Below are 26945 nucleotides of genomic sequence, written 5' to 3' on the forward strand. Positions count from 1 at the left end.
AATAGGAATAACGGCGTATTTTAGCGGGCTTGGCGCGGCATCGGCGCCAAGCCCCTTCAGGCGCTGCGGTCAGGCATCGACGTCAGCCAGCGACACCGGGCTTCATTACAGCTTCTTGATGAACACCAGGCTGTTGCGCGACCGGTTGTAGTTGTTCTGCTTTTCGCGCGGCAGGTCGGTAATGCCGCCTTGCACGAAGCCGCGCTTGATGAACCAGTGCGATGTGCGCGTGGTCAGCACGAACAGCCGCTTGGCGCCGGTTGCGCGCGCACGCGATTCCATGTGGCGCAGCAGGATTTCGCCTTCGCCGGAGCCTTGCCATTCAGGGTGCACGATCAGGCAGGCCATTTCCGCCATCTGCTCGTCGGCGAAGGTGTGCAGCGCCGCGCAGCCGTAGATCACCCCATCGTGCTCCAGCACCGTGAAGTTTTCCACGTCGCGCTCGATCACGCTGCGCGGGCGCGGCACCAGGGTGCCGTCTGCTTCCAAAGGTTCTATCAGGCTCAGAATGGCGCCCACGTCGTCAATCGTGGCGGCACGCAGGTCGTCCAGCGTGTCTTCCACCACCATGGTGCCCACGCCGTCGTGGGTGAAGATTTCCAGCAGCACGCTGCCATCCAGCGCGAACGGCAGCAGGTGGGCGCGGGCCACGCCGCGTTTGACCGCCAGCGAGGCGTATTGCAGGAAGGCGTGGGTTTCTTCATCCAGTTCGCCGCCCGCCAACAGGGCGTCGGCATCGATGCGGGCCAGTTCGGTGTCCAGTGTGCCGTCATCGTTCAGCACCCCTTGCGAGCTGGACAGGAAGATCAGCTTTTCGGCGCGCAGCGCAACGGCCACGCTGGTGGCCAGGTCTTCCATGGCCAGGTTGAAGGCGTCGCCCGTGGGCGAGAAGCCCAGCGGAGACAGCAGCACCACCGACGAACCTTTCTCGATGGCGAATTTCAGCGCCTCGACGTCGATCTTGCGCACCTGGCCGGTGTGCTTGTAGTCCACGCCTTCCAGCACGCCGGTGGGGCGGGCCGTGACGAAGTTGCCGGAAATGACGCGGATGTGCGCGTGCGACATCGGCGTGTTGGGCAAGCCCTGGCTGAACGCCGCTTCGATGTCCAGGCGGATTTCGCCCGCGGCTTCCTTGGCGCATTCCAGCGCCGCGGCGTCGGTGGGCGCCAGACCACGGTCGAACTGCTGGGTATAGCCCTTCAAGCGCAGTTGCTCATTGACCTGCGGACGCGAGCCATGCACCAGCACCAGCCGGATGCCCAGCGACGACAGCAGCGACAAGTCCTGCACCAGGGTGTTCAGCGCGCCGGCCTGGACCAGCTCGCCGCCGAACGCCACCACGAAGGTCTTGCCTCGGAACGCATGCACATAGGGTGCTACGTCGCGAAACCATCGGACGAACTGCGCGGCTGCGAATTCCGGGGCTTCAAGGGCGGAGACGGTGTCTGGTTCCAGGTCGGGCATGATGGGCGGAGGGATTCCTGAGAGTCGGTAAAAACGCGGCGTCTTGCCGCGTCATAGCGCCGTCGCATGACGGCGTGGCGAAATTATATGGCCGACGAGGGGATGCGCAGGCGGGAAATCAGGGCCAATTTCGTGCCGGATTTCAACACGCTTACGCGCGCGCTCAGGCAGGGACGCCATAGAAATTTATAATGCCCGGCTAACCGGACTATCGTACATGCCTGAATCATCCCGCCCGCGGGCGCCCAAAGCGGCTTCCCCGGGGGCCAACGACGCGTCGGCCGCCCCGGCCGAGGCCACCCGCGCGCCCCGCCGGCCCGCGCGCCCGGCGCAAGCCGAACGCCCCGGCCGCCCGGAGCGGCCCGAGCGGGTTGACCGCCCCGAGCGTCCCGAGCGCCCGCCGCGCGCGGATCGCCCCGAGCGCCCGATCCCCGTCGTGGTTTATCCCGAAGACCTGCCCGTCAGCGCACGGCGGCAGGAAATCGCGCGCGCCATCGCCGGCCATCAGGTGGTGATCGTCAGCGGCGAAACGGGCTCGGGCAAGACCACGCAGTTGCCCAAGATCTGCCTGGAACTGGGCCGTGGTCGCCAGAAGATGATCGGCCATACCCAGCCACGCCGCCTGGCCGCCACGTCGGTGGCCAAGCGCATCGCCGAAGAGCTGAACACGCCGATGGGCGAAGTGGTGGGCTATCAGGTGCGCTTTAACGACCGCACCGGCCCCAATGCGTCCATCAAGCTGATGACCGACGGCATTCTGCTGGCCGAGTCGCAGCGCGATCCGCTCCTGCGCCGCTACGACACCATCATCATCGACGAGGCGCACGAGCGCAGCCTGAACATCGATTTCCTGCTGGGCTACCTGAAGCAATTGCTGCCGCGTCGCCCGGACCTGAAACTGATCATCACGTCGGCGACCATCGACGCGGACCGTTTCGCCAAGCACTTCGCGGCATCGGAAGACAAGCCCGCGCCGGTCATCGAGGTGTCGGGCCGCCTGTATCCGGTGGAAGTTCGCTACCGCCCCGTGCGCGAAGAATTGGCCGAGGACGCCGCCGCTCCCGCCGCCAAGCCGGGACGCGACCGCGAACGCATGTCGGGCGACGAAGAGCGCGACCTGATCGACGCCATCGTCGATGCCGTGGATGAGTGCGCCCGCCATGGCCCCGGCGACGTGCTGGTGTTCCTGCCCGGCGAACGCGAAATCCGCGAGTCCGCCGAAGCCTTGCGCAAGCGCCACCCGGCCGGCACCGAAGTGCTGCCGCTGTACGCGCGCCTGTCGCAGGCCGAGCAGGAACAGATCTTCCACCCGCGCACCAACGCGCGGCGCATCGTGCTGGCCACGAACGTGGCCGAAACCTCGCTGACGGTGCCCGGCATCCGCTTCGTGGTCGATAGCGGGTTGGCGCGCATCAAGCGCTATTCGTGGCGCAACAAGGTTGAGCAACTGCGTATCGAGCCGATCAGCCGTGCGTCGGCCAACCAGCGCGCGGGCCGCTGTGGCCGAGTAGGCCCGGGCGTGTGCATCCGGCTCTACGACGAACTCGACTTCAATAACCGCGCGGCGTTCACCGACCCCGAAGTGCTGCGTTCGTCGCTGGCGTCCGTCATCCTGCGGATGAAGTCGCTGAAGCTGGACGACATCGAGCAGTTCCCGTTCGTCGAGGCCCCGCCGGGGCGCGCGGTGGCCGACGGTTATCACCTGCTGCAAGAACTGGGTGCGATCGAGCTGGCGTCCGCGTCCGACGACGAGGCCGAAGCCTCGCGCACCGGCGCGTCGTTCGTGCTGACCGAAACGGGCCATGAACTGGCCAAGCTGCCGGTGGACCCGCGCATCGGCCGCATGATCCTGGCCGCGCGTGAACACCAATGCCTGGCCGAGATGCTGATCATCGCCTCGGCCTTGTCGGTGCAGGACGCGCGCGACCGCCCCATGCAAGAGCGCGAAGCCGCCGAAGCCGCGCACGCCAAGTTCGCCGACGATAAATCGGAATTCATTTCCTTCCTGAAGCTGTGGCGCTGGTATGGCGAACAGGTTCAGCACAAGGCGTCGCAGCGCAAGCTGGTGAACCTCTTGCGGCAGAATTTCCTGTCGCCCATCCGGCTGCGCGAATGGCACGATGTGCACACGCAACTGGCGGCGTTGGTGGGCGAGCAAGGCTGGCGCGTCAACCAGGCGGAAGCCACCTACGAGCAACTGCACCTGGCGCTGCTGTCGGGCCTCTTGGGCAATATCGGTTTCAAGAGCGACGAAGGCGGCCACTACCAAGGCGCGCGCGAAATCCGTTTCCACATCCATCCCGGTTCGCGCCTGGTGAAGAAGGCGGGCCGGTGGATCATGGCGGCCGAACTGGTCGACACCACGCGCCTGTACGCTCGCTGCGTGGCGCGCATTGACCCCGTGTGGTTGGAAAAGGTGGGCGCGCACCTGATCCGCAAGAACTGGTCGGACCCGCGTTGGGAAAAGAAGGCCGGGCAGGTCGTGGCCAACGAGCGCGCCACGCTGTATGGGCTGACCATCTACACGGGCCGGCGCATCCATTACGGCCGCGTCAACCCGACGCAAGCGCGCGAACTCTTCATCCGCCAGGCGCTGGTGCCGGGCGAGATCGACACGCGCCTGCCGTTCGTGGCGCACAACCGCAAGCTGATCGCCGGCATCGAAAAGCTGGAGCATCAGACACGCCGCCCCGACATCCTGGTGGACGACGAACTGATCTTCGCCTTCTACGACCGCCAGCTTCCGGCCGATATTTCGCAGACGACCTCGCTGGAAAAGTGGGTGTCCGGCCTGGACAAGGCCGCGGCCGCCAAGCTGATGCTGACGCGCGATGAACTGATGCGGCACGAAGCCGCCGGCGTCACCACCGATGTCTTCCCCAAAAAGGTGGAATGGCAGGGCGTGACGATGGCGCTGGACTACCACTTCGAGCCGGGTTCCCCGCGCGACGGCGTGACCCTGTCGGTGCCGCTGTTCGCGCTGAACCAGATAGACCCGGACCGCTGCGAGTGGCTGGTGCCCGGCATGCTGAAGGAAAAGGTCCACCTGCTGTTGAAGTCGCTGCCGCAGAAGCTGCGTCGCCATTGCGTGCCGCTGCCCGACTACGCGGCCGGTTTCTACGACCGCTGGTTTGAACGGCAGGCCGACCCGCAGCAGGGCCTGGTTGACGCGATCATCGCCGACATGTGGGACCAGGTGCAGGTGCGGCCGGCCGTGGGCGACTTCAAGCTTGAAACGCTGCCCGCGCACCTGTTCATGAATTTCCGCGTGGTCGACGAGCACGGCCGCATGCTGGCTGCCGGGCGCAACCTGGCGCAGTTGCGCGCGGAATTCGGCAAGCAGGCGCAAGCCACCTTCCAGCAACTGGCCGCCAGCGATACCCAGGTGGCCCAGGCGCTGGCGCACGAAAACCTGACGACGTGGTCGTTCGGCCCCTTGCCCGAAATCATGGAGATCAAGCGGCGCGGCCAGTCGGTCATCGGCTATCCGGCCTTGGTGGACCGGGGCGCGCATTGCGACCTGGACGTGTTCGACGATCCGGACGAGGCGCGCAAGCACCACCGGGCAGGGCTGCTCAAGCTGTTCCGCCTGGGGCTGCGCGAGCAGGTCAAGTTTCTGGAAAAGAACCTGGCCGACCTGACCAAGATCAGCATGCTGTACATGACGCTGGGCACGCAGGAAGAACTGCGCGACCAGATCATCGATTGCGCGCTGGGCCAGGCGTGCCTGGCCGAGCCGTGGCCGGTGAACGACCAGCAGTTCGATGCCCGCCGCGCGGAAGGCAAGGGGCGGCTGGGGCTGTTGGCGCAGGAAGTGGCCCGGCTGGCTGGCGCGGTGCTGACCGAGTACGCGGCGGTGCAACGCAAGCTGCCGCAAGCCAAGCCGCATGCCTCGGCCTATGCCGATCTGCAGCAGCAGTTAAGCGCGCTGATGCCCAAGTGGTTCATCCGCGATACGCCGTATGCGCAGTTGTCCCATTACCCGCGCTACCTGAAGGCCGCGGTCGCCCGCATCGACAAACTGCGGGCCGACCCGACGCGCGACGCCAAGCTGGTGGCCGAGATGGCGCCGCTGCTTACGCAGTACCAGCGCGCCAGATCGGCGTTGAAGGGCGCGCCGGACCCGCGCCTGGACGAATTCCGGTGGCTGCTTGAAGAACTGAGGGTGGCGTTGTTTGCGCAAGAACTGCGCACGCCGATGCCGGTTTCGGTGAAGCGGCTGATGAAAAGCTGGGAATCGATCAAGCGCTGAAGCTGGCTTGATCGGGCGGGTGGCGCGCGCTACGGCACGTGCCACCCGCCCGATGACAGCGTCTATCGTTCAGATGGCGATGAAGCCCAGGATCACCAGCGCAATCAGGGCGAACTTGGTCACCTTGTAAGCCGTGCGGTTCCAGGTCTTGAACGCCTTGCGCTTCTGGTCGATGACCCAGTGCGCGTGCGTCAGCCGGTTGATGGCGCCGGTTTGGTCGCCGCCGTCGTTGGGTGAACTGGCTGCTGACATCACCACGCGCCCAAACCAGCGGTTGAACGCCTCGGCCCAGCGCCATTTCAACGGACGTTCCACGTCGCAGAACAGGATGATGCGGTTCTGCTCCGAGTGGTTGTAGGCCTCGTGCACGTAGGTTTCGTCGAACACCACGCTTTCGCCGTCGCGCCAGCTATAGGATTCGCCATCGACGATGATGTGGCAGCGGTCATCGTTGGGTGTCAGCAGGCCCAGGTGGTAGCGCAGCGACCCGGCAAACGGGTCTCGGTGCGGATTCAACTGGCCGCCGGGGGGCAGCTCGGCGAACATCGCGGCCTTGACCTTGGGCAGCGTCTTCAGAATGGCCACCGTCTTGGGGCAGAGTTCTTCGGCGGAGGGGTGGCGGGCGTCATACCACTTCAGGTAAAACCGCTTCCAGCCGTACTTGAAGAAAGAATTGAAACCGATGTCGTTATGGGCGTCGGCGGCGCGGATCCGCTGCATCTCCGCCATTTGCACGGCTTCTTCGCGGATCGTCTCCCAGTTGTCGTCCAGCACCTTGAGTTCGGCGATTTCACTGGTCGTCAGGTAGGGGGTGGGCGGCACCCGCGAGGCCAACACCATGAAGGCGTTGACGGGGGCCAGCAATACCGAGTGGTCCAGCAGTTGCCTGCCCAGAGGCAGTTTGACTCGGCCTCGGAAGTGCGCAAACAGGATGGCGGCCAGCCATATCCCGGGTATTAACCATTTCATACGTAAACGTCGTCCTGCGACAGATGGGTCAGATCGACCCTATATTGTTACACAAGGGGCAGCATGCCCCGCTTTGGAAATCTTGGATGCAGGGGGCTTGGACCGTGATCCCTAGGTACAATTCCCGCTATGTCCGAAGCCGTAACAAACCCGACCCCCTTTGTGCATCTGCGTGTCCACTCCGAGTTCTCGGTCGTGGACGGTATTGTGCGCATTCCCGACCTGATCAAGCGCGTGTCCAAGCTGGGCCAGCCCGCCGTGGCGCTGACCGACCTGTCCAACCTTTTCGGCCTGATCAAATTCTACAAAGGCGCGCGCGGCGCGGGGGTCAAACCCATTGCCGGCTGTGACGTCTGGTTGAGCAATGATGACGATCCCGCCAAGCCTTTCCGCTTGCTGTTGCTGGTGCGCAACCATCAGGGCTATCTGAACCTGTGCGAACTGCTGTCCAAGGCGTTCCTGACGAACCAGGGCAAGGGACGCGCGGAGGTCCGCCGGGAATGGCTGCAAGGCCAGCAGGGCCTGATCGCGCTGTCGGGCGGCCGCATGGGCGACGTGGGCCAGGCGCTGGACGCCGGCAACGCGGTATCGGCGCTGGCGCTGGCGCGCCAATGGGCGCACCTGTTTCCGGGCAGCTACTACATTGAATTGCAGCGCGCCGGCATGGACGGCGACGAAGCCTACACGCAGGCGGCCATGCGGCTGGCGGGCGAAGCCGGCTTGCCGGTGGTGGCCACGCACCCCGTCCAATTCCTGGACGAATACGAATTCCAGGCGCACGAGGCCCGGGTCTGTATCGCCGAAGGCGAAATCCTGGCTAATCCGCGCCGCGTGCGCCGCTTCACCAAAGAGCAGTACCTGCTCAGTTCCGAGGAAATGGCGCGCCGCTTCGCCGACGTGCCCTCGGCGCTGGCCAACACGGTTGAAATCGCCAAGCGCTGCAACCTGAGCCTGGTGCTGGGCAAGCCGCGCCTGCCCAACTTCCCCACGCCCGAGGGCGTGACGCTGGACGACTACCTGGTCCAGTTGTCGGAAGAGGGCCTGGAAAAGCGCATGGCGTTTCTGTTTCCGGACGAGGCCGAACGTGAATCCAAGCGCGAGCAGTACTACGAGCGCCTGCGCTGGGAATGCAAGACCATCATCCAGATGGGCTTCCCCGGCTACTTCCTGATCGTTCAGGACTTCATCAACTGGGGCAAGAACAACGGCGTGCCCGTTGGCCCGGGCCGGGGCTCGGGCGCGGGCTCGCTGGTGGCCTACGCGCTGGGTATTACCGACCTGGACCCCATCCGCTATGACTTGCTGTTCGAGCGCTTCCTGAATCCCGAGCGGGTCTCCATGCCCGACTTCGATATCGACTTCTGCCAGGACAACCGCGAACGGGTCATCGACTACGTCAAGGAAAAGTACGGCCGCGCCGCCGTGAGCCAGATCGCCACCTTTGGCACGCTGGGCGCCAAGGCCGTGGTGCGTGACGCCGGCCGCGTGCTGGACATGCCCTACATGTTCTGCGACGGCCTGTCCAAGCTGATCCCGTTCAACCCGATGGACCCCTGGACGCTGGAACGCACCCTGAAGGACGAACCCGCCTTCAAGGACCGCTACGAACAGGAAGAGGAAGTGCGCGCGCTGGTCGACCTGGCCAAGCCGCTGGAAGGCCTGACCCGCAACATCGGCATGCACGCGGGCGGCGTGCTGATCGCGCCCGGCAAGCTGACGGATTTCTGCCCGCTGTATTGCCAGCCCGGCCAGGAAAACAGCGCGGTGTCGCAGTTCGACAAGGACGACGTCGAAGCCGCCGGCCTGGTGAAGTTTGACTTCCTGGGCCTGCGCAACCTGACCATCCTGGACTGGGCCGTGCGCTACGTGCGCCAGTTCAACGAGGACAAGCGCGACTTCGACGTGATGGCGCTCGAACTGGACGACCCGGCCGCCTACAAAATCTTGTGCGACGCCAATACCACCGCCGTGTTCCAGCTGGAATCGCGCGGCATGAAAGAACTGCTGAAGAAGCTGCGGCCGAACACGTTTGAAGACATCATCGCCATGCTGGCCCTGTATCGCCCGGGGCCGCTGGAATCCGGCATGGTGGACGACTTCGTCAACCGCAAGCACGGCCGCGCCGCGGTGGACTATTTCCACAACGACCTGGAAAGCACGCTGAAAAGCACCTACGGGGTTATCGTCTACCAAGAACAGGTGATGCTGATCTCGCAGATCATCGGGGGCTATTCGCTGGGCGGCGCCGACCTGCTGCGCCGCGCCATGGGCAAGAAAAAGCCCGAGGAAATGGCCAAGCACCGCGAATTGTTCGAACAGGGCGCCAAGGAAAAGGGCCACGACCCGGACCTCGCGGTCAAGCTGTTCGACCTGATGGAAAAGTTCGCGGGCTACGGCTTCAACAAGTCGCACTCGGCCGCCTACGCGCTGATCTCGTACCAGACCGCCTGGCTCAAGGCCTATCACCCCACCGAATTCCTGGCCGCCACCATGTCGTCCGATATGGACGACACGGACAAGGTGCAGATTTTCTGCCGCGACGCGCAGGACAACGGCGTTGAAGTGCTGCCGCCCGATGTCAATTTTTCGGGCTACCGCTTCGAACCGGTGAAGGACAAGTACACCGAAAAAGGCAAGCCGCCGCGCACCATGCGCTATGGCCTGGGGGCGGTCAAGGGCACGGGGCAGGGGGCGGTCGAAGACATCCTGCGTGCTCGCAAGGAAGGCGGCCCGTTCCTGAACCTGTTCGACTTCTGCCGCCGCGTGGGCAAGCAGGCGGTGAACCGCCGCACCATCGAAGCCTTGATCAAGGCGGGCGCGTTCGACACCATCGAACCCAACCGCGCCGCCATGCTGGCGTCGGTGCCCACCGCGATGGAAGCGGCGGAACAGGCCGCGCGCAGCGCCAACCAGGCTTCGCTGTTCGGCGACGACAGCGGCGACGTGGTCGCGGGCGAACTGGCCAAGGTGGCGCCGTGGGACCTGCACAAGAAGCTGACGGAAGAAAAGTCCGCGCTGGGCTACTACTACAGCGGCCACCTGTTTGACGCCTGGCGCGACGAAGTGCGCCGCATCGTGCCGATGCAGTTGGCACGCGTGGAACCGCAGCGCGATCTTCAATGGATGTGCGGCGTGCTGGCCAGCGTGCGCGTCATGATGACCCGCCGCGGCAAGATGGTGTTTGCCGTGCTGGACGACGGCACCGCGCAGGTCGAGATCTCGGTGTTCAACGAGCTCTACGAAAAGCACCGCAACCGTTTGCGCGAAGACCAGCTCGTCATCGTGCAGGGCAAGGTCAGCAATGACGACTACTCTGGCGGCATGCGCATCGTGGCCGAGCAACTGTACGACCTGCAACTGGCCCGCGAAGCGCGCGCCAAGTCGCTGCGCGTCAAGCTCAATGGTTCGGCCGATGCTGCACGCTTGCGCCAGATGCTGAACCCGTTCCGGGCCGAACCCGAGAACGGCATTCCGGGCGTGCCCGTCGATATCGTCTACACCAAGAATAATTTCAATTGCACTGTGCGCTTGGGCGAAGAGTGGCGCGTACGCATGGCCGACACGCTGCTGGAAAACCTGAATGCCTGGACCAAACCCGATGGGGTTGAGGTGACCTATTGATGCGAAGCCTGCGTATCGTCCATTCTGAAGCAGCCACCAGTTTCGGTGGCCAAGAGGGGCGGATCTTCAAGGAAATGACGGCCATGCGCGCGCGTGGCCACCATGTTGAAGCCATCGTCCAATCACGGGCCATGCTGGTCGAACGCCTGACGGACGCCGGTTTCACGGTGCACAAGGTCGACATGGACGGCCCGGCGAATTACTTCAAGGGCGTGGCCGCCGTCCGCCGAATTTTGCGGGAAGGGCGCTTTGAAGTGCTCAACACGCATAGCCGGCGCGACACGGTCATCGCGGGCATGAGCGGCCGCCTGGCTGGCACGCCGCTGATCGTGCGGACACGCCATCTGTCGAACAAGGTCGGTTCGATGTGGTCCTACACCTGGTTGCCGCACCGCGTTACGGCCGTTAGTGACCATGTGCGCAAATACCTGATCCAGCGCGGCGTACCCGCCGACAAGGTGGCCACGGTCTACTCGCCCATCGTGCTGCCGGCGCCGGTCGAACGGTCGACCCTGCGCGATGAACTCGGCCTGGCCGATGACGATGTCGTGGTGGGCTGTGTGGCCGTCATGCGCGCCACCAAGGGCCACAAGGACCTGATCGACGCGATGGTGCCGCTGATGGCAAGCCGGCCGAAGCTGCACCTGGTGTTCGTGGGGGGCGGCTCGCCGGTCTTCGAGCAAACGCAGGCCTACGTGGCCAAGCTGGGCCTGCAGCATCGCATCCACTTGATGGGCATGCGCCGCGATGTGCCTAATCTGCTGTCCGGATTCGACGTGTTCGCGTTGGCCACGCAGCAAGAGGCGTCGGGCACGGTCTATGTTGAAGCCCAGGCCAGCGGCCTGCCGGTGGTGGGCACCGACGTGGGTGGCGTATCCGAAATGTTCCGCAATGGCGATACGGGCATCCTGGTGCCGCCAAAAAATCCCCAGGCGCTGACCGATGCGCTGCAACGCCTGATCGACGACCCGGCGCTGCGCCGTCGCATGGGCGAGGCCGGCCGCAAGATGGTCTGGGAAGAGGCCGTGTTTTCGCCTGCGCGGCTTGCCGAAACCACCGAAGCCATCTACCTGAAGTGGCTGGCGGAACGCGCTGCATGAACGCGCCCAACGTCCCCGTGCTGATGTACCACCATGTCACCCCCGCGGGCGGCATGATCGCGGCGACGCCGGATGTCTTTGAATCCCAGGTTGCGCGTCTGGCGCGCGCGGGCTACCAGTCGCTGACGGCCACCCAGTTCGCCGGCTTTCTGGCCGGCCAGCCGGTGCCCGAGCGTTCCGTGCTGATCACCTTCGACGACGGCTACTTGAATAACTGGGTGCACGCGCATCCGATTCTGGCGCGCCATGGCATGCGCGCCGTGCTGTTCACCATCACGGGCTGGATCGGCGATGGCCCGGTGCGGCCGCACGCGGGGCAGGGCGGCGTGTTGCCAGCCACGCCCGATCACGACGCCTGCAAGCAACTGGTGGCGTCGGGCCGCGGCGACGAGGCGATGCTGCGCTGGAGCGAGATCGAGGCCATGCAGGCCGCCGGCACTTTCGAATTCCATTCGCACACGCACACCCACACCCGTTGGGACAAGGTCTGCGGTAACGACGCCGACGCCAAACGCGCCCACATCGCACAGGAACTGCACGATTCCCGCCAGGCCCTGGTGCAGCGCCTGGGTTCGGTCAGCGACCACCTCTGCTGGCCGCAGGGCTACTTCGACGCCGACTACGTGGCGGCTGCCCGGCAGGCCGGTTTCGCGCACCTTTACACGACCGACCCTTTCGGCCAGAACACGCCCGGCGCGGACCCCGAACACATCTATCGTTTCGCCGTGCGCAATCAGGGCGGAAGCTGGCTCAACCGGCGCATCTGGTTGTCGCGCGACCCCTTCTGGGGGCCCCGCTACCATGCCTGGAAAGCCTGGAAAAAGCGTCTTAGGAATCGCGGATGAAGCTATCAGTCATCATCATCACCAAGAACGAAGCGGCGAACATCGCCGCCTGCCTGAAATCGGTGTCCTTCGCCGACGAATTCATCGTGGTGGATTCGGGCAGCACCGACGGCACCGTCGAGTTGGCCCAGGCCTTGGGCGCGCGCGTCGAGGTCACGGCCGATTGGCCCGGATTCGGCCCGCAGAAAAATCGCGCATTGGACCTGGCGACGGGCGACTGGGTGTTGTCCATCGACGCCGATGAGCGCGTCACGCCCGAACTGGCGCGTGAGATCCAGGACGTTCTGGCCAGCCCGCGCGCCGATGCGTACGAGATCGCCCGTCTGTCGAACTTCTGCGGCAAGGATATCCGTCACAGCGGCTGGTGGCCCGACTACGTGCTGCGCTTGTTCAAGCGCGGCACGGCGCGCTTCACCGACGCCGCCGTGCATGAGCGGGTCGTGCCCGCCCAGGGCCAGCCGCTGAAATTGCAGGGCTATTTCAACCACTATCCCTACGACAACCTGGACGCCCTGATCAACAAGGTCAACCGCTATTCCTCGGACGCGGCGGCCATGATGTACGCCAAGGGCCGCCGCACGTCGGTGTTTGGCGCACTGGGCCATGGGTTCTGGACGTTTGTGCGCATCTACCTGATCCGGCGCGGGTTTCTCGATGGCAGGCATGGCCTGGTGTTGGCCGTGACCGCGGCCGCGGGCAGTTTTTTTCGCTATTCCAAGCTGATGTTCCTGGCCGAGAAGCAGAAGTGAAGATTCTCTACACGAACTTCCACGGCGGCAATGGTGGAGGGCACGTCACCTACATCATCAACCTGGCCCGTGCCTTGGCGCCCAAGCACGACATCACCGTGGCTGCGCCGGCCACCAGCCGGCTGCACCGCTACGCGCGCACGATTCCCGGCGTGACGGTGGTTGACATGCGCTACACGACGCGTCCGTCGTCCTGGTTCAAGGACCGCGCCCAGTTAAGCCGCCTGATCAAGACGGGCGGCTTCGACATCATTCACGTGAACGGCTCTGCCGACCACAAGCAGGTGATGCTGGCCACGCTGGGCATGGCGCGGCGCCCGCGCATTGTGTTCACCAAGCACAACGATCATCCGCTTTCCAGCTTTGGCCACAAGCTGCGGGTGGCGCTGGCCACCGACCACGGCATCGCGGTCAGTGATTACATCCATGGCCTGATGCAGCGGTCGCCGTACCGCAAGCGCCCCATCACGACCATCCGCCACGGCATCGACACAAACTTCTTCGCACCGCCGCCGCCGGAAAGCCTGGACAAGCTGCGAGCGCTGATCTTCGGCGCGGACTGGGAAGGCAAGCTGCTGCTGGGCAGCGCGGGCGGCACCGACTTCGACAAGGGCTGGCTGGACCTGGTGGCCGCTGTGGCGGCCCTGCCGCCGGCTGACAAGGCGCGCGTGCTGCTGATGGTGGCGGGCGACCCGCCGTCCGAGGCCAAGCTGGCGCGCGTACGCGAACTGGGCATGATCGATCAGGTTCGCTTTCCCGGGCTGCTTGATGACGTGCGCGCCTCGCTCGCGTCCTGTCACGCGGGGTTCGTGCTGTCGTATCGTGAAGCCCTGTCGTTCGCCTGCCGTGAAATCATGGCCCTGGGTTTGCCGGCGCTGGTGACCAACGCGGGTGGCCTGCCCGAAAACGTGACGGACGGCGTGGACGGCTGGATCGTGCCGGTGCGTGACGTGGCCGCCATGACGGACAAGCTGCGCTTCATGCTGGACCGTCCCGATGTGGTTCGCGAAATGGGTTCCCGCGCGCGTGAAACCAGCCTGCGCGACTTCAATCTGGAGCGTTTCGCGGCCGCCACAATGGACGTCTACCAGCGTACGCTGGATGGACGCCGGGCTCTATAATCCTGCCTTATGTCTATTCCAATTCTCATGTACCACCAGATCGGCGAACCCAATCCCAAGGGCACGCCGTTTCGTGGGCTGACCGTGCACCCCGACAGCTTTGCCCGGCAGATGCGCTGGATGCGCCGGCTGGGTTATCGCGGCCTGTCGATGCGCGACGTCATGCCGTATGTGCGTGGCGAACGGCAAGGAAAGGTATTCGGCATTACGTTCGACGATGGCTATCGCAACGTGCATCACAACGCGATGCCCGTGCTGAGCGAACTTGGCTTTACCGCCACCAACTATTTTGTTGCGCGCCAATTCGACGGCGGCAACGTCTGGGACTCGCATAAAGGCATTCCGTTTTCCGCCTTGATGACGGTGGGCGAAATGCGCGAATGGGCGCAGGCGGGCAACGAAGTCGGTTCGCACACGCTGGACCATGTCCATTTGCCCGAAATGTCGCCCGACGAAGCGCGTCGCCAGATCGTGGAATCCAAGAACGAACTGGAACAGGCGCTGGGCGCGCCGGTTACCGCCTTTTGTTATCCCTACGGCGATCACGGCCCGGAGCACCGCGCGATGGCGCGCGAAGCGGGCTATGACAACGCCACACTGACGCGGCGCGGCCTGGCCGCCGCGTCCGACGATCCCTTCGGCCTGCCTCGGGTGACGGTGGCGCGTTCCACCAACATCATCCGATTCCTGCAGAAGTGCCTGACCCGGTATGAAGACACCCGCCGGCGCCGTTGAGCGGCGGCTCCGCATCGCGTTGCTGGTAGACCGCTTCGGTAACCGCTTCGGCGGCGCCGAGGCTTACGGCGTGGAACTGATGCGGGTGCTGGGCCAGCGGCACGATGTGTCGGTCGTTGCGCGTGACTTCGATAGCGACCTGCCGTTTTCCTTCCTGCCCGTGCGCTTTCCCGCTTGGCTGCCAAGCTGGATGCGCGTGCTTTACTTCGCCTGGCGCGCCGATCGCCTGACACGTGGGCGCTTCGACATCGTGCATTCGCACATGAACGGCTGGGCGGGCGAAATCCAGGTCATGCACGTAACGCCGGTGCGCTACAACCGCGTCGCGCGTGTCAACCCGCTGCAGCGCATCAGTTCGTGGCTGAGCCCGCGCCTGGCAACCTATCTGCTGCTGGAAAAACTGCGAGTGCGGCGTGCGCCGGCTCGGCGCGTGGTGGCTGTGTCGGGCTTGATCATGGACCAGTTGCATCGCAGCTATGGCCCGGAGTTGCGGGTGGATATCATCGCGCCGGGGGTGAAACTGCCTTCGGCCGACATGGCCACAAGGCGCGATGCAATCCGTGCCCGCCTGGGTTGGGACGCCGACACGATTGGCTGCCTGTTGGTGGCCCGCAACCCGCTGCGCAAGGGGCTGCCCGCGCTGCTGGACGCGCTGGCGCAACTTCCCGCCCATTACAAGCTGCTGGTCGTGGGGGCCGACGAGCCCTCTCGGGACCGGGTCCGCGCGGCGGACGGAGTGGCGCACCGCGTCACGCTGATCGACCCGACGCCGGACGTGGCCCCGTATTTCAGCGCGGCGGATATCTACGCGCATCCCACGCTGAATGACAGCTACGGCATGGCGCCGCTGGAAGCGATGTCGCACGGCCTGCCGGTGGTGGTCAGTTCGCCCGCCTACTGCGGCTTTGCGCAATATCTGTCGGCGGGCAAGGACGCGCTGATCCTGCAGGACCCGCGCGATGGCGGCCAGCTGGCACAGGCGCTCGAGCGGCTGGGGTCGGAGCCGGCGCTGCGGGCCGAGTTGATCGAACGAGGCCTGGAGATTGCCCGCGATCAAAGCTGGGAAACGGTGGCTTCAAGGTATGAAGCACTGTATGAAAAGGTGCTTCAAGCGCGGCAGGGCGGGTAAGCGGGTTGGAGTGACCCGCCCAGCCGCGCCGGCCTCAATGCGCCGGCGCCGTCGCGCGTTCCAAGTCGCCTAGCCACTGAATCGCGTGTTCCCGGTTGGGGCCGCACATCTCTTGCTGTGGTTGCAGCCCACCGCAGAAGGCTGGGCGCGAAGGCTGGCCGAAGATTGCGCAGCGCATGTCGGGAAGCAGCTGGATACAGGGCACGCCGGCTGGCTTGCCTTGCGGCATGCCTGGAATAGGCTGGGTGATTGACGGGGCGATGCAGCATGCGCCGCAGCCCGCCCGGCAATCCAGCGCCGCGGCCGTCAGGCTCATACCCATCCGCGCAGCCAGTAAACGAACAGGCCGGCGTATTCCTTGATGATGGAGCGGCTGGCGTCGAACGTGCGCTGGTCAGGCAGCCAAAGCGGCAAGGACCCGTCCGCTGGCGCCACGATCTGCGGCGGGGCCGGCGCGGCGATGGCTTCCACGCCTTGCTTGGAGAAGGCCGCCATGGCGCGCGGCATGTGCAGCGCCGAGGTCACCAGCAGCACTTTGCCGATGCCGCGAGCCTTGAGCTTGTCTTCGGACAGGGCCGCGTTTTCATAGGTCGTGCGGCTGGAGTTTTCCAGGATCAGCGCGGTTTCGGGCACCCCCTGCTGGCGGATGGCGTGCGCCATGCCACGGGCCTCGGACACATCGCCTTCCAGTGCGCCGCCCGACAACAACACCTTGGGCGCGCGTCCGGCCAGGTAGAGCTGGGCCGCCGTGTCGATGCGGACGACGGCGGTCTCTTTGTCATAAGGCAGGAACCAGTTGGCGCGGCCATTGGCGGTATTGCCGCCCAGCACCACAATGGCGTCGGCCGTGGGCGAATCCGCGGGCGGCAGGTGCGGATAGCGGGTTTCCAGCGCGCCGCCCAACCACAGTGACGTCACCGGCAGCGACCATGCCAAGGCCCAGAGCAGGCCGGCGGCGATGAGGGTGCCACCCGTCTTGCGCAATCGGAACAAGCCAAGCACCAGGCCGACAATGACCAAAGTGACGCACAAGTTGAGAGGAATGATCAGATTTGCAAGATAGCTGGAAAAGGTCATGTGAAAACAGTCCTGATTACTTCGTCCCGTCCAGCAGGATTGACGCCTGCTGTTCAACTTCTTCGACGGACGGCCACGCGTGCTCGGATCCGACGCAGACGGCCCGAGGCGACCACGGGCCGGTCCGACCCGGCCGGGTCACGCCAAACAACGCCAGTTCGCGGGCGGATGCCGCGGCGGCAACGTGGGATACCCCGGAATCGTTGCACACCACCAGCGCCGCCCGTGCTGTCAACGCGGCAAACGCGCCCAGCGGCAAGGGGGGCAGCAATTGCGCCGTGGGTGCATTGCGCCGCGCCTCGTCGGTTTCGGCCGGAGGGGGGCACATTACCACGGTATGGCCACGGGCCTGCAAGGTGCGCGTCAGTGTATCGAATCCTGGCCAGACCTTGATCTTGCCCTTGTGCAGCCCGGTGGCGGTGGGGGCAATCAGCACAAAACGCTGGGCGCTCAGGCCTGCCGCCTGCAGCGCCTGGTCGGCGGCATCCTGGTGCGCCGCCGTCAGCGGCAGGTCAAGCGTGGGGCCGGGCTGCGCCGGGCCGCTGGGCAGGCCCCAGCGGTTCAAGGCCTGGCGGGTCAGATGGTGCCAGGACTGTACGGCGTGCAAGGTCTCGTCCGGTTTGGCCACGGGCCAACGCAGCAGGAAGCTGCGGCCGTCGTCCCGGTAACCGGCGCAGGGCAGGCCCGCCAGCCGGAAAACCAGCGCGCTGGACAGGGAGTCCGGCAGCAGCAAGCCCCGGGCGCGGCGGCCCAGCGCGCCAAGGCTGCGGCGGTGGGCGCTGACGGCGGCCCGGTCGGGGCCGACCTTGCTGCGCATGGGGACGAAATCGTGCTTGGGTACGCCGTCCAGCAGATCGCGGGCCCAGGGCCTTGCGCAGATCACCAGGGGCAGGCCGCTGGCTTCCAACGCCCGCAGGCTAGGCAGGCTCATGCAAACATCGCCCACCCAATTGGGTAGCCGGACGTATATACAGCGGATATCGGACATGGGTGGGTGGTGAGGCAAATTAGTCTTATTAGGGGGAGGGCGGCTCAGCGCGGCGGCGCGTAGCCGGTACAATCCTGGGCACAATTGTATAAAAGCGAGTGCTCCCTTTGAATTCTGCCGCACGCAACACACCCGCGGATTCCACTCCCGTCAAGTCCGAACTCTGGAACCGGATCTACAGCCGGGTGGGCGCCTACTGGAAGGGCTTGTTGCTGGCCGTCCTGCTGATGGCGGGCGCGGCGGCAACGCAACCTGTCCTGGCCGTCATTATGAAGCCCTTGCTGGACGGCGGCTTCTCTGGGGCCAAACCCTATTATGTCTGGGCATTGCCGTTGGCGGTGGTGGGCCTGATCCTGCTGCGCGGCATTTGCAACTTCTTCAGCGACTACCTGCTGGCCTGGGTGGCCAACAATGTGCTGCTGGGCATGCGTCGCGACATGTTCGAGCGCCTGCTGGGCTTGCCCGACGAGGACTTCAAGCGCGGCGACACTGGCCGCCTGCTCAACCGCTTCACCATCGATGCCGGCAACGTCACCGGCTACGCCACCGACGTCATCACGGTGCTGGTGCGTGAAACCCTGGTCGTCATCGCGCTCATCTGCGTGCTGCTCTACATGTCCTGGGTGCTGACGCTGATCATCCTGATCATGCTGCCCGTGTCGGTGCTTATCTCGCGCTTTTTCATCAAGCGCCTGCGCCGCATCAACCGCGACACCGTCAATATGAACGCCGAACTGACCCGCGTGGTCGGCGAAGGCATCGACGGTCAGCGCGTCATCAAGCTGTTCGACGGCTATGAAGTCGAACGCGGCCGCTTCGATTTCGTCAGCCGCCGCCTGCGCCGGTTCGCCATGCGTACCGCCACGGCGGACGCGGCCCTGACGCCGCTGACCCAGGTCTGCATCTCGATTTCGGTGGGCGCGGTCATCGCCGTCGCTCTCAGTCAAGCCAATAACGGGTCGCTGACCGTGGGCAGCTTCGCTTCGTTCATGGCCGCGCTGGCGCAAATTTTCGATCCCATCAAGCGGCTGACCAACGTGGCCGCCCGCATGCAGAAAATGCTGGTGTCCGCGGAAAGCGTGTTCACGTTGATCGACCAGAAGCCCGAGATCGATACCGGCACCAAGGAACTGGCCGAACCCGTGCGCGGCAAGGTGGAATTCCGCAGCGTCAAACATCGCTTTCCCGATGCCGACCGCGATACCGTCAACGACATATCCTTCACCGTGGAACCGGGCCAGACGGTTGCCCTGGTGGGCCGGTCGGGCAGCGGCAAGACCACGCTGGTCAACATGTTGCCGCGCTTTGTGCTGGCGGATAGCGGAACCATCCTGGTGGACGACACGCCGGTCAATGACCTCACGCTGCGCAGCCTGCGTTCGCATTTGTCGCTGGTCAGCCAGGATGTGGTGCTGTTCGACGACACCATCGCGGCCAACGTCGGCTACGGCGCGCTGGGCAAGTCCAGCGAACAAAAGGTGCGCGACGCCCTGGCGGCGGCCAACCTGCTGGAATTCGTGGAAGGCTTGCCGCAAGGCATCAATACCCCGGTGGGCGAGAATGCCGCCCGCCTGTCCGGCGGGCAACGCCAACGCCTGGCGATCGCGCGCGCGCTGATCAAGAACGCGCCCATCCTGATTCTGGACGAAGCCACCTCCGCGCTGGACAACGAGTCCGAGCGCCAGGTGCAGGCCTCGCTGGAACGCTTGATGAAAGGCCGCACCACGCTGGTCATCGCCCACCGCCTGTCCACGGTTCAGAACGCTGACCGCATCATCGTGCTGGACGCCGGCAAGATCGTCGAACAGGGCCCCCACTCTGAATTGCTGGCCGCCAATGGCCTGTACGCCTCGCTGTACAAAATGCAGTTCCGCGACGACTGATCACGAACGCCATCGGCATTTGCCGCATCCAGGGCGCCAGGCCCGCCGTGTAACCAGGAGCGCCCTATGGCTCTGCCTATGGAAGGCAATCAACTCGTCAACGTGGTCGTGCTGTTGGGCGCGGCCGTGATCGCCGTGCCCATCTTCAAGCGCCTGGGGCTGGGCTCCGTGTTGGGCTACCTGGCTGCGGGCTTGGCGATCGGCCCATTCGGCCTCGGCTTCTTTTCCGATCCCAAATCCATCCTGCACGTCGCCGAGCTGGGCGTCGTCATGTTCCTCTTCATCATTGGTCTGGAAATGCAGCCGTCGAGGCTGTGGAAGCTGCGTGGCGAAATTTTCGGGCTGGGCTTGGCGCAGGTGGTGGTCTGCGGCGGCCTGTTGACGGTGGTTGGCCTGTTGGCGGGCCTGTCGAGGCCGGCGGCTTTCATGGCGGCGATGGGTTTCGTGCTGTCTTCGACCGCCATCGTGATGCAGATCCTGGGCGAACGCGACGACAGCACCAGCGCGCAAGGCCAGCGGATCGTCTCCATCCTGCTGCTGGAAGATCTGGCCATCGTGCCCTTGCTGGCCCTGGTCGCCTTGCTGGCGCCCGCGGGCAGTGGCGCCGAACATGGCAATCCGTGGATGCAGTCCGCCATAGCCGTCGGATGCATCCTGGCCTTGCTGGCGGCCGGGCGTTGGTTGTTGAATCCCTTGTTCCGCCTGTTGGCCGCCGCGCGCGCCCGCGAGGTCATGACCGCCGCAGCGCTGCTGGTGGTGCTGGGGGCGGCCTTGCTGATGGAATTGGGCGGCCTGTCCATGGCCATGGGGGCTTTCCTGGCCGGCGTGCTGCTGTCCGAATCCACCTTCCGCCATCAATTGGAAGCGGAAGTCGAGCCGTTTCGCGGGATATTGCTGGGCCTGTTTTTCCTGGGCGTGGGCATGTCGCTGGATCTGTCCGCGGTGATACGCGAATGGCCCTTGATTCTGGCAGCCGTGGTCGCGTTCATGGTGGTGAAGGCCGTGGGCGTGTATGTGGTGGCACGCTTGTTGCGCGCCTCGCATGCGGAAGCCGTGACGCGGGCTGCGTTGTTGGTGCAGGGCGGCGAATTTGCTTTCGTGCTTTATGGCGCGGCGGCTACGTCGGGCATTTTCGACGCACATACGGGCGCCGTCCTGACGGCCGTCGTCATCATCTCCATGGCGCTGACGCCCTTGTGCGTGCTGGCGCTGCGTTGGCTCTTGCCCAAACCCGAGCAGTCGATGGACGGCGTGGACGTTGCCCAGGATCTGGACGGATGCGCCCTGATCGTCGGATTCGGCCGCTTCGGCCAGATCGTCAGCCAGGCGATGCTGGCCCGGGGCTTGACGGTGTCCATTCTGGATACCGACACCGACGCCATCCGGGCGGCCGCCAAATGGGGCGTCAAGGTGTACTACGGCGACGGTACCCGCATCGACATGCTGCGTACCGCCGGCGCCGAGCATGCCTGCGCCATCCTGATCTGTATCGACAACCCCCAGGCCGTGACGCACATGGTCAAACTGATCAAGTCTGAATTTCCGCTGGTGCGGGTCGTCGTGCGGGCCTATGACCGGATCCACTCGCTGGCGCTTGCCAAGGAAGGGGTCGATTACCAAATACGGGAAACCCTGGAGTCCGCTTTGCAGTTCGGCGGGGCCGCGCTGCGCGCCATCGGCGTGCCAGCGGACGAGGCGGCAGAGGTGGTGGAAGATGTGCGCAGGCGCGACGCCGAGCGTTTTGACCTGGAAGTTGCCGGTGGCCTGTTTGCCGGCCGATCGCTCATGTACGGCAATATGACAGGCCCGGCCGACGGTAAAAACGACAAACCCGACCGTGAGGCCACCCCGGCCGATCCGACCCCGATCGTGTAACGCTGTATATCTCTATATTTGCATTACTTTACGTATCATTTCATGCGCGGAATCAACGGACTGCGGTAGATTGGATCGCACTGACCCTTCGTCCATGAAGGGCTTTTGCCAGGGGGCTGCCATGCTGCATTCGGACCGGAGTTTCACGACACCGCACGCTGTAGGAATTGAGCTTGCCCGACGCCAGGCTTTGGCGTTGCGGTGCGGTTTTTCAGCTGACGTCATGCGTCAGTTGCTGTCCCAGGCGGGCAGTGCGGCGCCGGCCTGGGCGATCAATGCCCAGCGCGAAACGGACAAGGTCCGGGGCGTGCGCGCTTTTCCTTTCCGCATCGGCGCCACGGCGGCACCTTAACCGCCCTGGCGCCTCACCGGGCCGGCGCCCGGCATGCCAGCGGATCGTCTACGCTTTGAATTCCCGGTATCTACCCGTGCGCGCGCGCCATCTTGCGCCGCGCGCCGGCCAGCGGCATTATCTTGCTGGATACCATCCGGATGTAAGCCCCGACACCCCGAGCGGCATCGCCAAGGAGCGCCGGTTTGACGTCTCGCAGGTTTGTGCATCGCGCCCTGTATGCGCTGGCCGGACTCGTGGCCATCGGAATCTGCCTGGCGGCGGTTGCATTACTGTGGATCGATCGTCAGGTGACGTGGGCAGCCGCCCACAAATCCGCGCGTAACATCACCGGGGTGCTGGCAGCCGATATCGGTCGCACGCTTCATGTCTACGACTTATCCCTGCAAGGCGTGGTGGAGCGGCTGCGCGAACCGGGCATCGACCATGTCAATCGCCCCACGCTGCACCGCTTTCTCTTCGATCGGTCGTCCTCGGCGGGATACCTGGGTTCCATCCTGGTATTGGATGAGGCGGGGAATATTCGCTATGACTCGACGGCGATTGATCCCCCAGCCCTGAATTTTTCCGACCGCGATTTTTTCCAGGTCCATCGCGACGCGCCTGATGTCGGCCTGTACATCAGCCGCCCCTATGTCAGCGTGCTGCGCCCGGGTGATGAAAGCATCGCGATCAGTCGCCGCATCTTTCATCCGGATGGCAGTTTTGCGGGGGTGGTCAACGGTTCATTGCGACTGGCTTATTTCCGCGATCGCTTCGCCGAACTTTCTATCGGCAAGCACGACGCGATCACGATCTACCGCAATGACGGGGTGGTGCTCGCGCGCAATCCGTACTCGGTGGACGACTTTGAGCGCAACGCCGAGGGCTCGCTGGCGTTCCAGCAATTTCTGATCCGCCGCGAAAGCTCGTTCGTTGGCGAATGGGCGTTTGATGGCGTCAACCGGCTTCACACGTTTGACAGCGTTGACAAGACGCCGCTCGTAATCGACGTGGCGCTGGACGTCGACGACGTGCTGGCGCCGTGGGTACGGCGCGCGGTATTGGTTGTGCCGGTCACCTTGGCGCTGTTCTTGTCGGTGATGGCGCAGATCGTGCTTTTCCGACGCGAAATGCGCTTGCGCGAGGCCTTCGAACAGCAATTGGAAGCGCGCGCGCAAACCGATGGATTGACCGGTATTGCCAACCGGCGCACCTTTGACGAGGCGCTCGAGCGCGAGTGGGCGGCGGCGGCACGAGAGGCCACGCCGCTTTCGCTACTGTTCCTGGATGCGGACCACTTCAAACGCTACAACGACCGCTATGGCCATCAAGAGGGCGACGAACTGTTGCAGTTGCTGGCCCAGACGCTGATGCAAAAGGCGCGGCGCCCGCGCGACCTGGCGGCACGCTATGGGGGCGAAGAGTTCGTCGTGTTATTGCCCGGCACCGATAAGCAGCAGGCAGCGGCCATCGCAGAAACCATCCGCAGCGCCATCGAGGCGCTGCGCGTTCCGCATGAGGGTAACGACGGTGGCGTCGTCACGGTCAGCATCGGAGTCTCCTCTGCGGTGCCTACCGCGGACGAGGCCCCGTCCCGATTGATCGAAGCTGCCGATAGCGCGGTGTATCGGGCAAAGAAAGCCGGGCGCAACCAAGTCGCCGCGGCGTGATGGTGCGCAGGCTTATCGGCCCAGCATCAAGGCCTGCATGCGCGTCTGTGCCTGCTGCATGTTTTTCGCCTGATCATTCAGTTCTTGCAGCAGCTTATTCAGCTCGGCCTGCACGGCGGGGTCCTTTACTTTGACGATCGCGCCCGAGATTTCAATCTGCGCCTTGTGGGCCTCAACGTAGTCGGCAACCTTCAAGCCGCTGTCAAAGGTGGCGTTCAGTTGGGGCAGCACGTCGCGGAACGTGTCGGCGGGCAGGCTCACCGTCTTCTCATAGGCCTTGTCGTACACGGCCTTCAGGTCCGCGGGCTGGCTGAGCTGCGCATGCGCGGCGTCGGCCTTGGCCTGCTGTTCTTTCAAGGCCACGCCCATGTCCGTCAGCGACTGTTGAACGCTCTTCAGGTCGTCGCGGCGCGTCACGATGTCGTTCAAAGAACGCATGGAGCCTTTCTGCACGATGCTCGACAAAGGCTTGATCGATGCTTCCATGCCGGCGTTGAAGTCGGTGATCACGGCGTAGTGCGACGTGTAATCGCCAAACGACTTCTCTTCCTCATCCGTCAGCTTCGGCACGCGCACGCCGGGCTTGTCGACGATGCGGGTCTGCAAGTACTGCGTGAACGCGGCACGTTGCTCGGGCTCCTTGTCGCCGCAAGCGGCCAGCACCAGCGGCAACGCCGCAACCAGCAGCAGGAACGGACGGAATAGGGACTTCATTGCATGAACCTCCGAAAGCAAGAAAAAGGGCGCTTCAGGGTAAACCCTGTCAAAGCGCCCGCGAGCTTATCGGCTAGTTTTCTAAACCGCCATTCGTTTCAAACTTGTTTTCAAACGAATCGTTAAGACACACAATCTGCGTACATTGAAGTAAATGCCCGCTGATTATCTGTTAGACGCGCGAGGCATCAGACCAAAATGATGTCGTATTTTTCTTGCGAATACGTGCTCTCGACTTCCAGCGACACGCGCTTGCCCACAAAATCACCCAGCATGGCCAGGTGTTGGCTTTCTTCTTCCAGGAACAAATCCACGACATCCTGCGAAGCCAGGATGCGGAACTCCTTCGGATTGAATTGCCGCGCCTCGCGCAGTATTTCACGCAGAATCTCGTAGCACACAGTGCGTGGCGTGCGCACATTGCCCCGCGATTCGCACATGGGGCAGGGCTCGCACAATTGATGGGCAAGCGAATCCCGTGTGCGCTTGCGCGTCATTTCCACCAAGCCCAGTTGCGTGAAGCCATTGACCGTCATGCGTGTGCGGTCGCGCGACAGCGCCTTTTTCAGTTCAGCCAGCACGGTCTCGCGGTGCTCCTGTTCTTCCATATCAATGAAGTCCAGGATGACGATGCCCCCCAGGTTGCGCAAGCGCAGTTGCCGCGCGATGGCCTGGGCCGCCTCCAGGTTCGTCTTGAAGATGGTGTCGTCGAAATTGCGACCGCCTACAAAGCCGCCTGTGTTCACGTCCACGGTGGTCAACGCCTCAGTTTGGTCGATGATCAGGTAGCCGCCCGATTTCAGGTCCACCCGACGAGACAGCGCACGGGCGATCTCGTCGTCCACATTGGCGGTATCAAACAATGGCCGCTCGCCGCTGTAATGTTGGATGCGGTCCACCACGGATGGCGTGTAGACGCGCGCCCATTCCAGCATTGCCGCGCTCGTCGTGCGCGAATCCACCAGAATCGTGCCGGTGCTGGGTCCCACCATATCGCGCAAGACACGTTGCGCCAGCGTCAGGTCCTGATGCAGGACGGCGGGCGCGGGTTGAGTCCGCGCGGCTGCCTGCACACTCGTCCATAGCTTGCGCAGATACTCCAGGTCAGCGGACAGCTCTTCATTATTGGCGCCTTCTGCCTGAGTCCGCACAATGAATCCGCCTTTCTCTTCTGGCGGCATCAGCGCCTGAATCCGTTCGCGCAGTTGGATGCGTTCGGACTCGGCGTCAATCTTCTGCGAAATACCGATATGCGGATCGTGGGGCAGATACACCAGCATGCGCCCCGCCATGCTGATCTGCGTCGACAGTCGCGCACCCTTGGTGCCCAGCGGATCCTTGACCACCTGGACCATGAGGGTTTGCCCCTCGAAAAGCAGCTTTTCGATAGGCGTGGGGGTCAGCCCCTGGCTGCGTTCGCCCCGGTTTTCACGAAGGTCCGCAATATGGATGAAGGCGGCGCGCTCAAGGCCAATATCGATAAACGCGCTTTGCATGCCTGGCAGCACGCGAACCACGCGGCCCAGGTAAATATTGCCGACATGGCCCCGCTGGATGCTGCGTTCCACATGCAGCTCCTGTACCGACCCTTGTTCCACCAGCGCAACGCGGGTTTCAAATGGGGTCACATTGATCAGGATATCTTCGCGCTGGGCGATGGCTGGGGGCATAGCGTGCTCGTCTCCAAGTAGGTGCGGCGTACAGGCGAATAGTAAACGTACCCCAAGGCTAGGCAAGCCTGACGGATGACTATCTATATATAGGGCTCATCGTGCCGCGCACAGATGATATCGGCGCTCGTCGTCACGCAGGGCAAGACGGGTCTTTTAGATTCGCACAACTTTCTTGCTGTCCGAACTGACAGGCCAAAAACTTGTGCTATAGTCTCGCTCCTTCGCAGTTCAGGCAGTTTTTGAACCGCGAAGCCAAGCAAGCACAACAGGCCGTCCGGCAGGCAATCCGCAAGGAAACCTACCCAGCCTGCCGCAAAGCAGCCAGCGAGTAGTTAAGTTAATAGCTACACCGGGAGCCAAGCGGTTATTGCATGGATTGCGGCAAATCAGGCAAAAGCCAGTTGCGCAATCTGCAAAAATCGTGCTATAGTCTTGGGCTTGGCTGGTGATGGCGATTCAGGGTTTACCCGGATCAAGATTACAAGCCACCTGGTTCAGTAACCAGCCTCTGGATTCCAGAGCCAACGCGAAGCGCAAGCGAGCGGCGGGGTTGCAAGATAGGATGCAAATTAGGCAAGAGCCGGTTGCATAATCTGCAAAAGTTGTGTTATAGTTTCAGGCTTGGCAGTTGCCGAAAACTCAGGGTTAACCCGAACGGGTTCTGATGTTTCGATAGCTGCTAAGAGAGGGTGATCTGAAGAGGTTGCAAGCAAGAGGGCGGTGGCGCGAAAGCGAACGAAGCTGAC

The 26945-nt window shown here is 64.0% G+C and carries 19 protein-coding genes; 12 read left to right on the plus strand and 7 right to left on the minus strand.

Features of this window, described 5'->3' with window-relative positions; all coding sequences use genetic code 11:
• Positions 1-105 precede the first annotated feature (105 nt).
• On the minus strand, positions 106-1464 hold the full coding sequence (argA, locus tag P8T11_RS29030; RefSeq protein ID WP_268078908.1) for an amino-acid N-acetyltransferase: 1359 nt from the start codon (positions 1462-1464) through the stop codon (positions 106-108).
• Positions 1465-1681: 217 nt separating this feature from the next.
• Here argA and hrpA point away from each other — a divergent pair, with 217 nt between their 5' ends.
• Complete coding sequence (gene hrpA, locus P8T11_RS29035; RefSeq protein ID WP_268078907.1) at positions 1682-5716, plus strand: ATP-dependent RNA helicase HrpA; 4035 nt, start codon at positions 1682-1684, stop codon at positions 5714-5716.
• Between the two features lie 69 nt (positions 5717-5785).
• Here hrpA and lpxO read toward each other — a convergent pair whose 3' ends face one another.
• Positions 5786-6685, minus strand: a complete 900-nt coding sequence (gene lpxO / locus P8T11_RS29040; protein WP_268078906.1) for a lipid A hydroxylase LpxO — start codon at positions 6683-6685, stop codon at positions 5786-5788.
• A 129-nt stretch (positions 6686-6814) separates the two neighbouring features.
• Between lpxO and dnaE the strand changes: the two genes are divergently transcribed.
• The 7 genes from dnaE to P8T11_RS29075 are packed head-to-tail and all read left to right on the plus strand — an operon-like array spanning position 6815 to position 15985.
• Positions 6815-10306 carry a DNA polymerase III subunit alpha gene (gene dnaE, locus P8T11_RS29045; protein ID WP_268078905.1) on the plus strand — a complete coding sequence of 1164 codons (3492 nt, stop codon included), beginning with the start codon at positions 6815-6817 and terminating at the stop codon, positions 10304-10306.
• A complete protein-coding gene (locus tag P8T11_RS29050) occupies positions 10306-11406 on the plus strand; it encodes a glycosyltransferase family 4 protein (protein WP_268078904.1) in 1101 nt (366 codons plus the stop codon). The genes dnaE and P8T11_RS29050 overlap by 1 nt, the downstream gene beginning before the upstream one ends.
• The gene (locus P8T11_RS29055) at positions 11403-12251 is read left to right on the plus strand and encodes a polysaccharide deacetylase family protein (protein ID WP_268078903.1); all 849 of its coding nucleotides are present in this window, start codon (positions 11403-11405) and stop codon (positions 12249-12251) included. Before P8T11_RS29050 ends, P8T11_RS29055 begins: the two co-directional genes overlap by 4 nt.
• Entirely contained in the window at positions 12248-13000 is a 753-nt protein-coding gene (locus P8T11_RS29060) for a glycosyltransferase family 2 protein (RefSeq protein ID WP_268078902.1), read from the plus strand. Before P8T11_RS29055 ends, P8T11_RS29060 begins: the two co-directional genes overlap by 4 nt.
• On the plus strand, positions 12997-14121 hold the full coding sequence (locus tag P8T11_RS29065) for a glycosyltransferase (RefSeq protein WP_268078901.1): 1125 nt from the start codon (positions 12997-12999) through the stop codon (positions 14119-14121). The genes P8T11_RS29060 and P8T11_RS29065 overlap by 4 nt, the downstream gene beginning before the upstream one ends.
• Positions 14122-14130: 9 nt before the next feature.
• The gene (locus P8T11_RS29070) at positions 14131-14856 is read left to right on the plus strand and encodes a polysaccharide deacetylase family protein (protein ID WP_268078900.1); all 726 of its coding nucleotides are present in this window, start codon (positions 14131-14133) and stop codon (positions 14854-14856) included.
• Positions 14831-15985 carry a glycosyltransferase family 4 protein gene (locus P8T11_RS29075; RefSeq protein WP_268078899.1) on the plus strand — a complete coding sequence of 385 codons (1155 nt, stop codon included), beginning with the start codon at positions 14831-14833 and terminating at the stop codon, positions 15983-15985. The genes P8T11_RS29070 and P8T11_RS29075 overlap by 26 nt, the downstream gene beginning before the upstream one ends.
• Positions 15986-16019: 34 nt before the next feature.
• Here the strand turns inward: P8T11_RS29075 and P8T11_RS29080 are convergent, their stop codons facing one another.
• From P8T11_RS29080 to P8T11_RS29090, 3 genes are read right to left on the minus strand one after another with little or no spacing between them, the layout of a single operon-like run.
• Positions 16020-16301, minus strand: coding sequence for a YkgJ family cysteine cluster protein (locus P8T11_RS29080; RefSeq protein WP_391442059.1), 282 nt, complete (start codon positions 16299-16301; stop codon positions 16020-16022).
• Entirely contained in the window at positions 16298-17062 is a 765-nt protein-coding gene (locus tag P8T11_RS29085; RefSeq protein ID WP_268078898.1) for a YdcF family protein, read from the minus strand. Before P8T11_RS29085 ends, P8T11_RS29080 begins: the two co-directional genes overlap by 4 nt.
• Positions 17063-17078: 16 nt before the next feature.
• Positions 17079-18050, minus strand: a complete 972-nt coding sequence (locus tag P8T11_RS29090) for a glycosyltransferase family 9 protein (protein ID WP_268078897.1) — start codon at positions 18048-18050, stop codon at positions 17079-17081.
• 107 nt (positions 18051-18157) lie between these two features.
• Here P8T11_RS29090 and msbA point away from each other — a divergent pair, with 107 nt between their 5' ends.
• The 4 genes from msbA to P8T11_RS29110 all read left to right on the plus strand — a co-directional run bounded on the left by msbA (position 18158) and on the right by P8T11_RS29110 (position 23812).
• Positions 18158-19933 (plus strand): lipid A export permease/ATP-binding protein MsbA, encoded by a 1776-nt coding sequence (gene msbA / locus P8T11_RS29095; RefSeq protein ID WP_268078896.1) that lies wholly within the window; start codon positions 18158-18160, stop codon positions 19931-19933.
• 66 nt (positions 19934-19999) lie between these two features.
• Positions 20000-21808 (plus strand): monovalent cation:proton antiporter-2 (CPA2) family protein, encoded by a 1809-nt coding sequence (locus tag P8T11_RS29100; RefSeq protein WP_268078895.1) that lies wholly within the window; start codon positions 20000-20002, stop codon positions 21806-21808.
• 121 nt (positions 21809-21929) lie between these two features.
• Positions 21930-22160 carry a hypothetical protein gene (locus P8T11_RS29105; RefSeq protein WP_268078894.1) on the plus strand — a complete coding sequence of 77 codons (231 nt, stop codon included), beginning with the start codon at positions 21930-21932 and terminating at the stop codon, positions 22158-22160.
• 185 nt (positions 22161-22345) lie between these two features.
• Positions 22346-23812 (plus strand): sensor domain-containing diguanylate cyclase, encoded by a 1467-nt coding sequence (locus P8T11_RS29110; RefSeq protein ID WP_268078893.1) that lies wholly within the window; start codon positions 22346-22348, stop codon positions 23810-23812.
• A gap of 12 nt (positions 23813-23824) precedes the next feature.
• Here the strand turns inward: P8T11_RS29110 and P8T11_RS29115 are convergent, their stop codons facing one another.
• Together P8T11_RS29115 and rng are read right to left on the minus strand one after the other, a co-directional pair.
• Positions 23825-24526, minus strand: coding sequence for a DUF3053 domain-containing protein (locus P8T11_RS29115; protein WP_268078892.1), 702 nt, complete (start codon positions 24524-24526; stop codon positions 23825-23827).
• 188 nt (positions 24527-24714) lie between these two features.
• Positions 24715-26196, minus strand: a complete 1482-nt coding sequence (gene rng, locus P8T11_RS29120; protein ID WP_268078891.1) for a ribonuclease G — start codon at positions 26194-26196, stop codon at positions 24715-24717.
• Between the last annotated feature and the right edge of the window lie 749 nt (positions 26197-26945).

It is taken from the genome of Achromobacter spanius (assembly GCF_029637605.1).
Taxonomy (GTDB): domain Bacteria; phylum Pseudomonadota; class Gammaproteobacteria; order Burkholderiales; family Burkholderiaceae_B; genus Achromobacter; species Achromobacter spanius_E.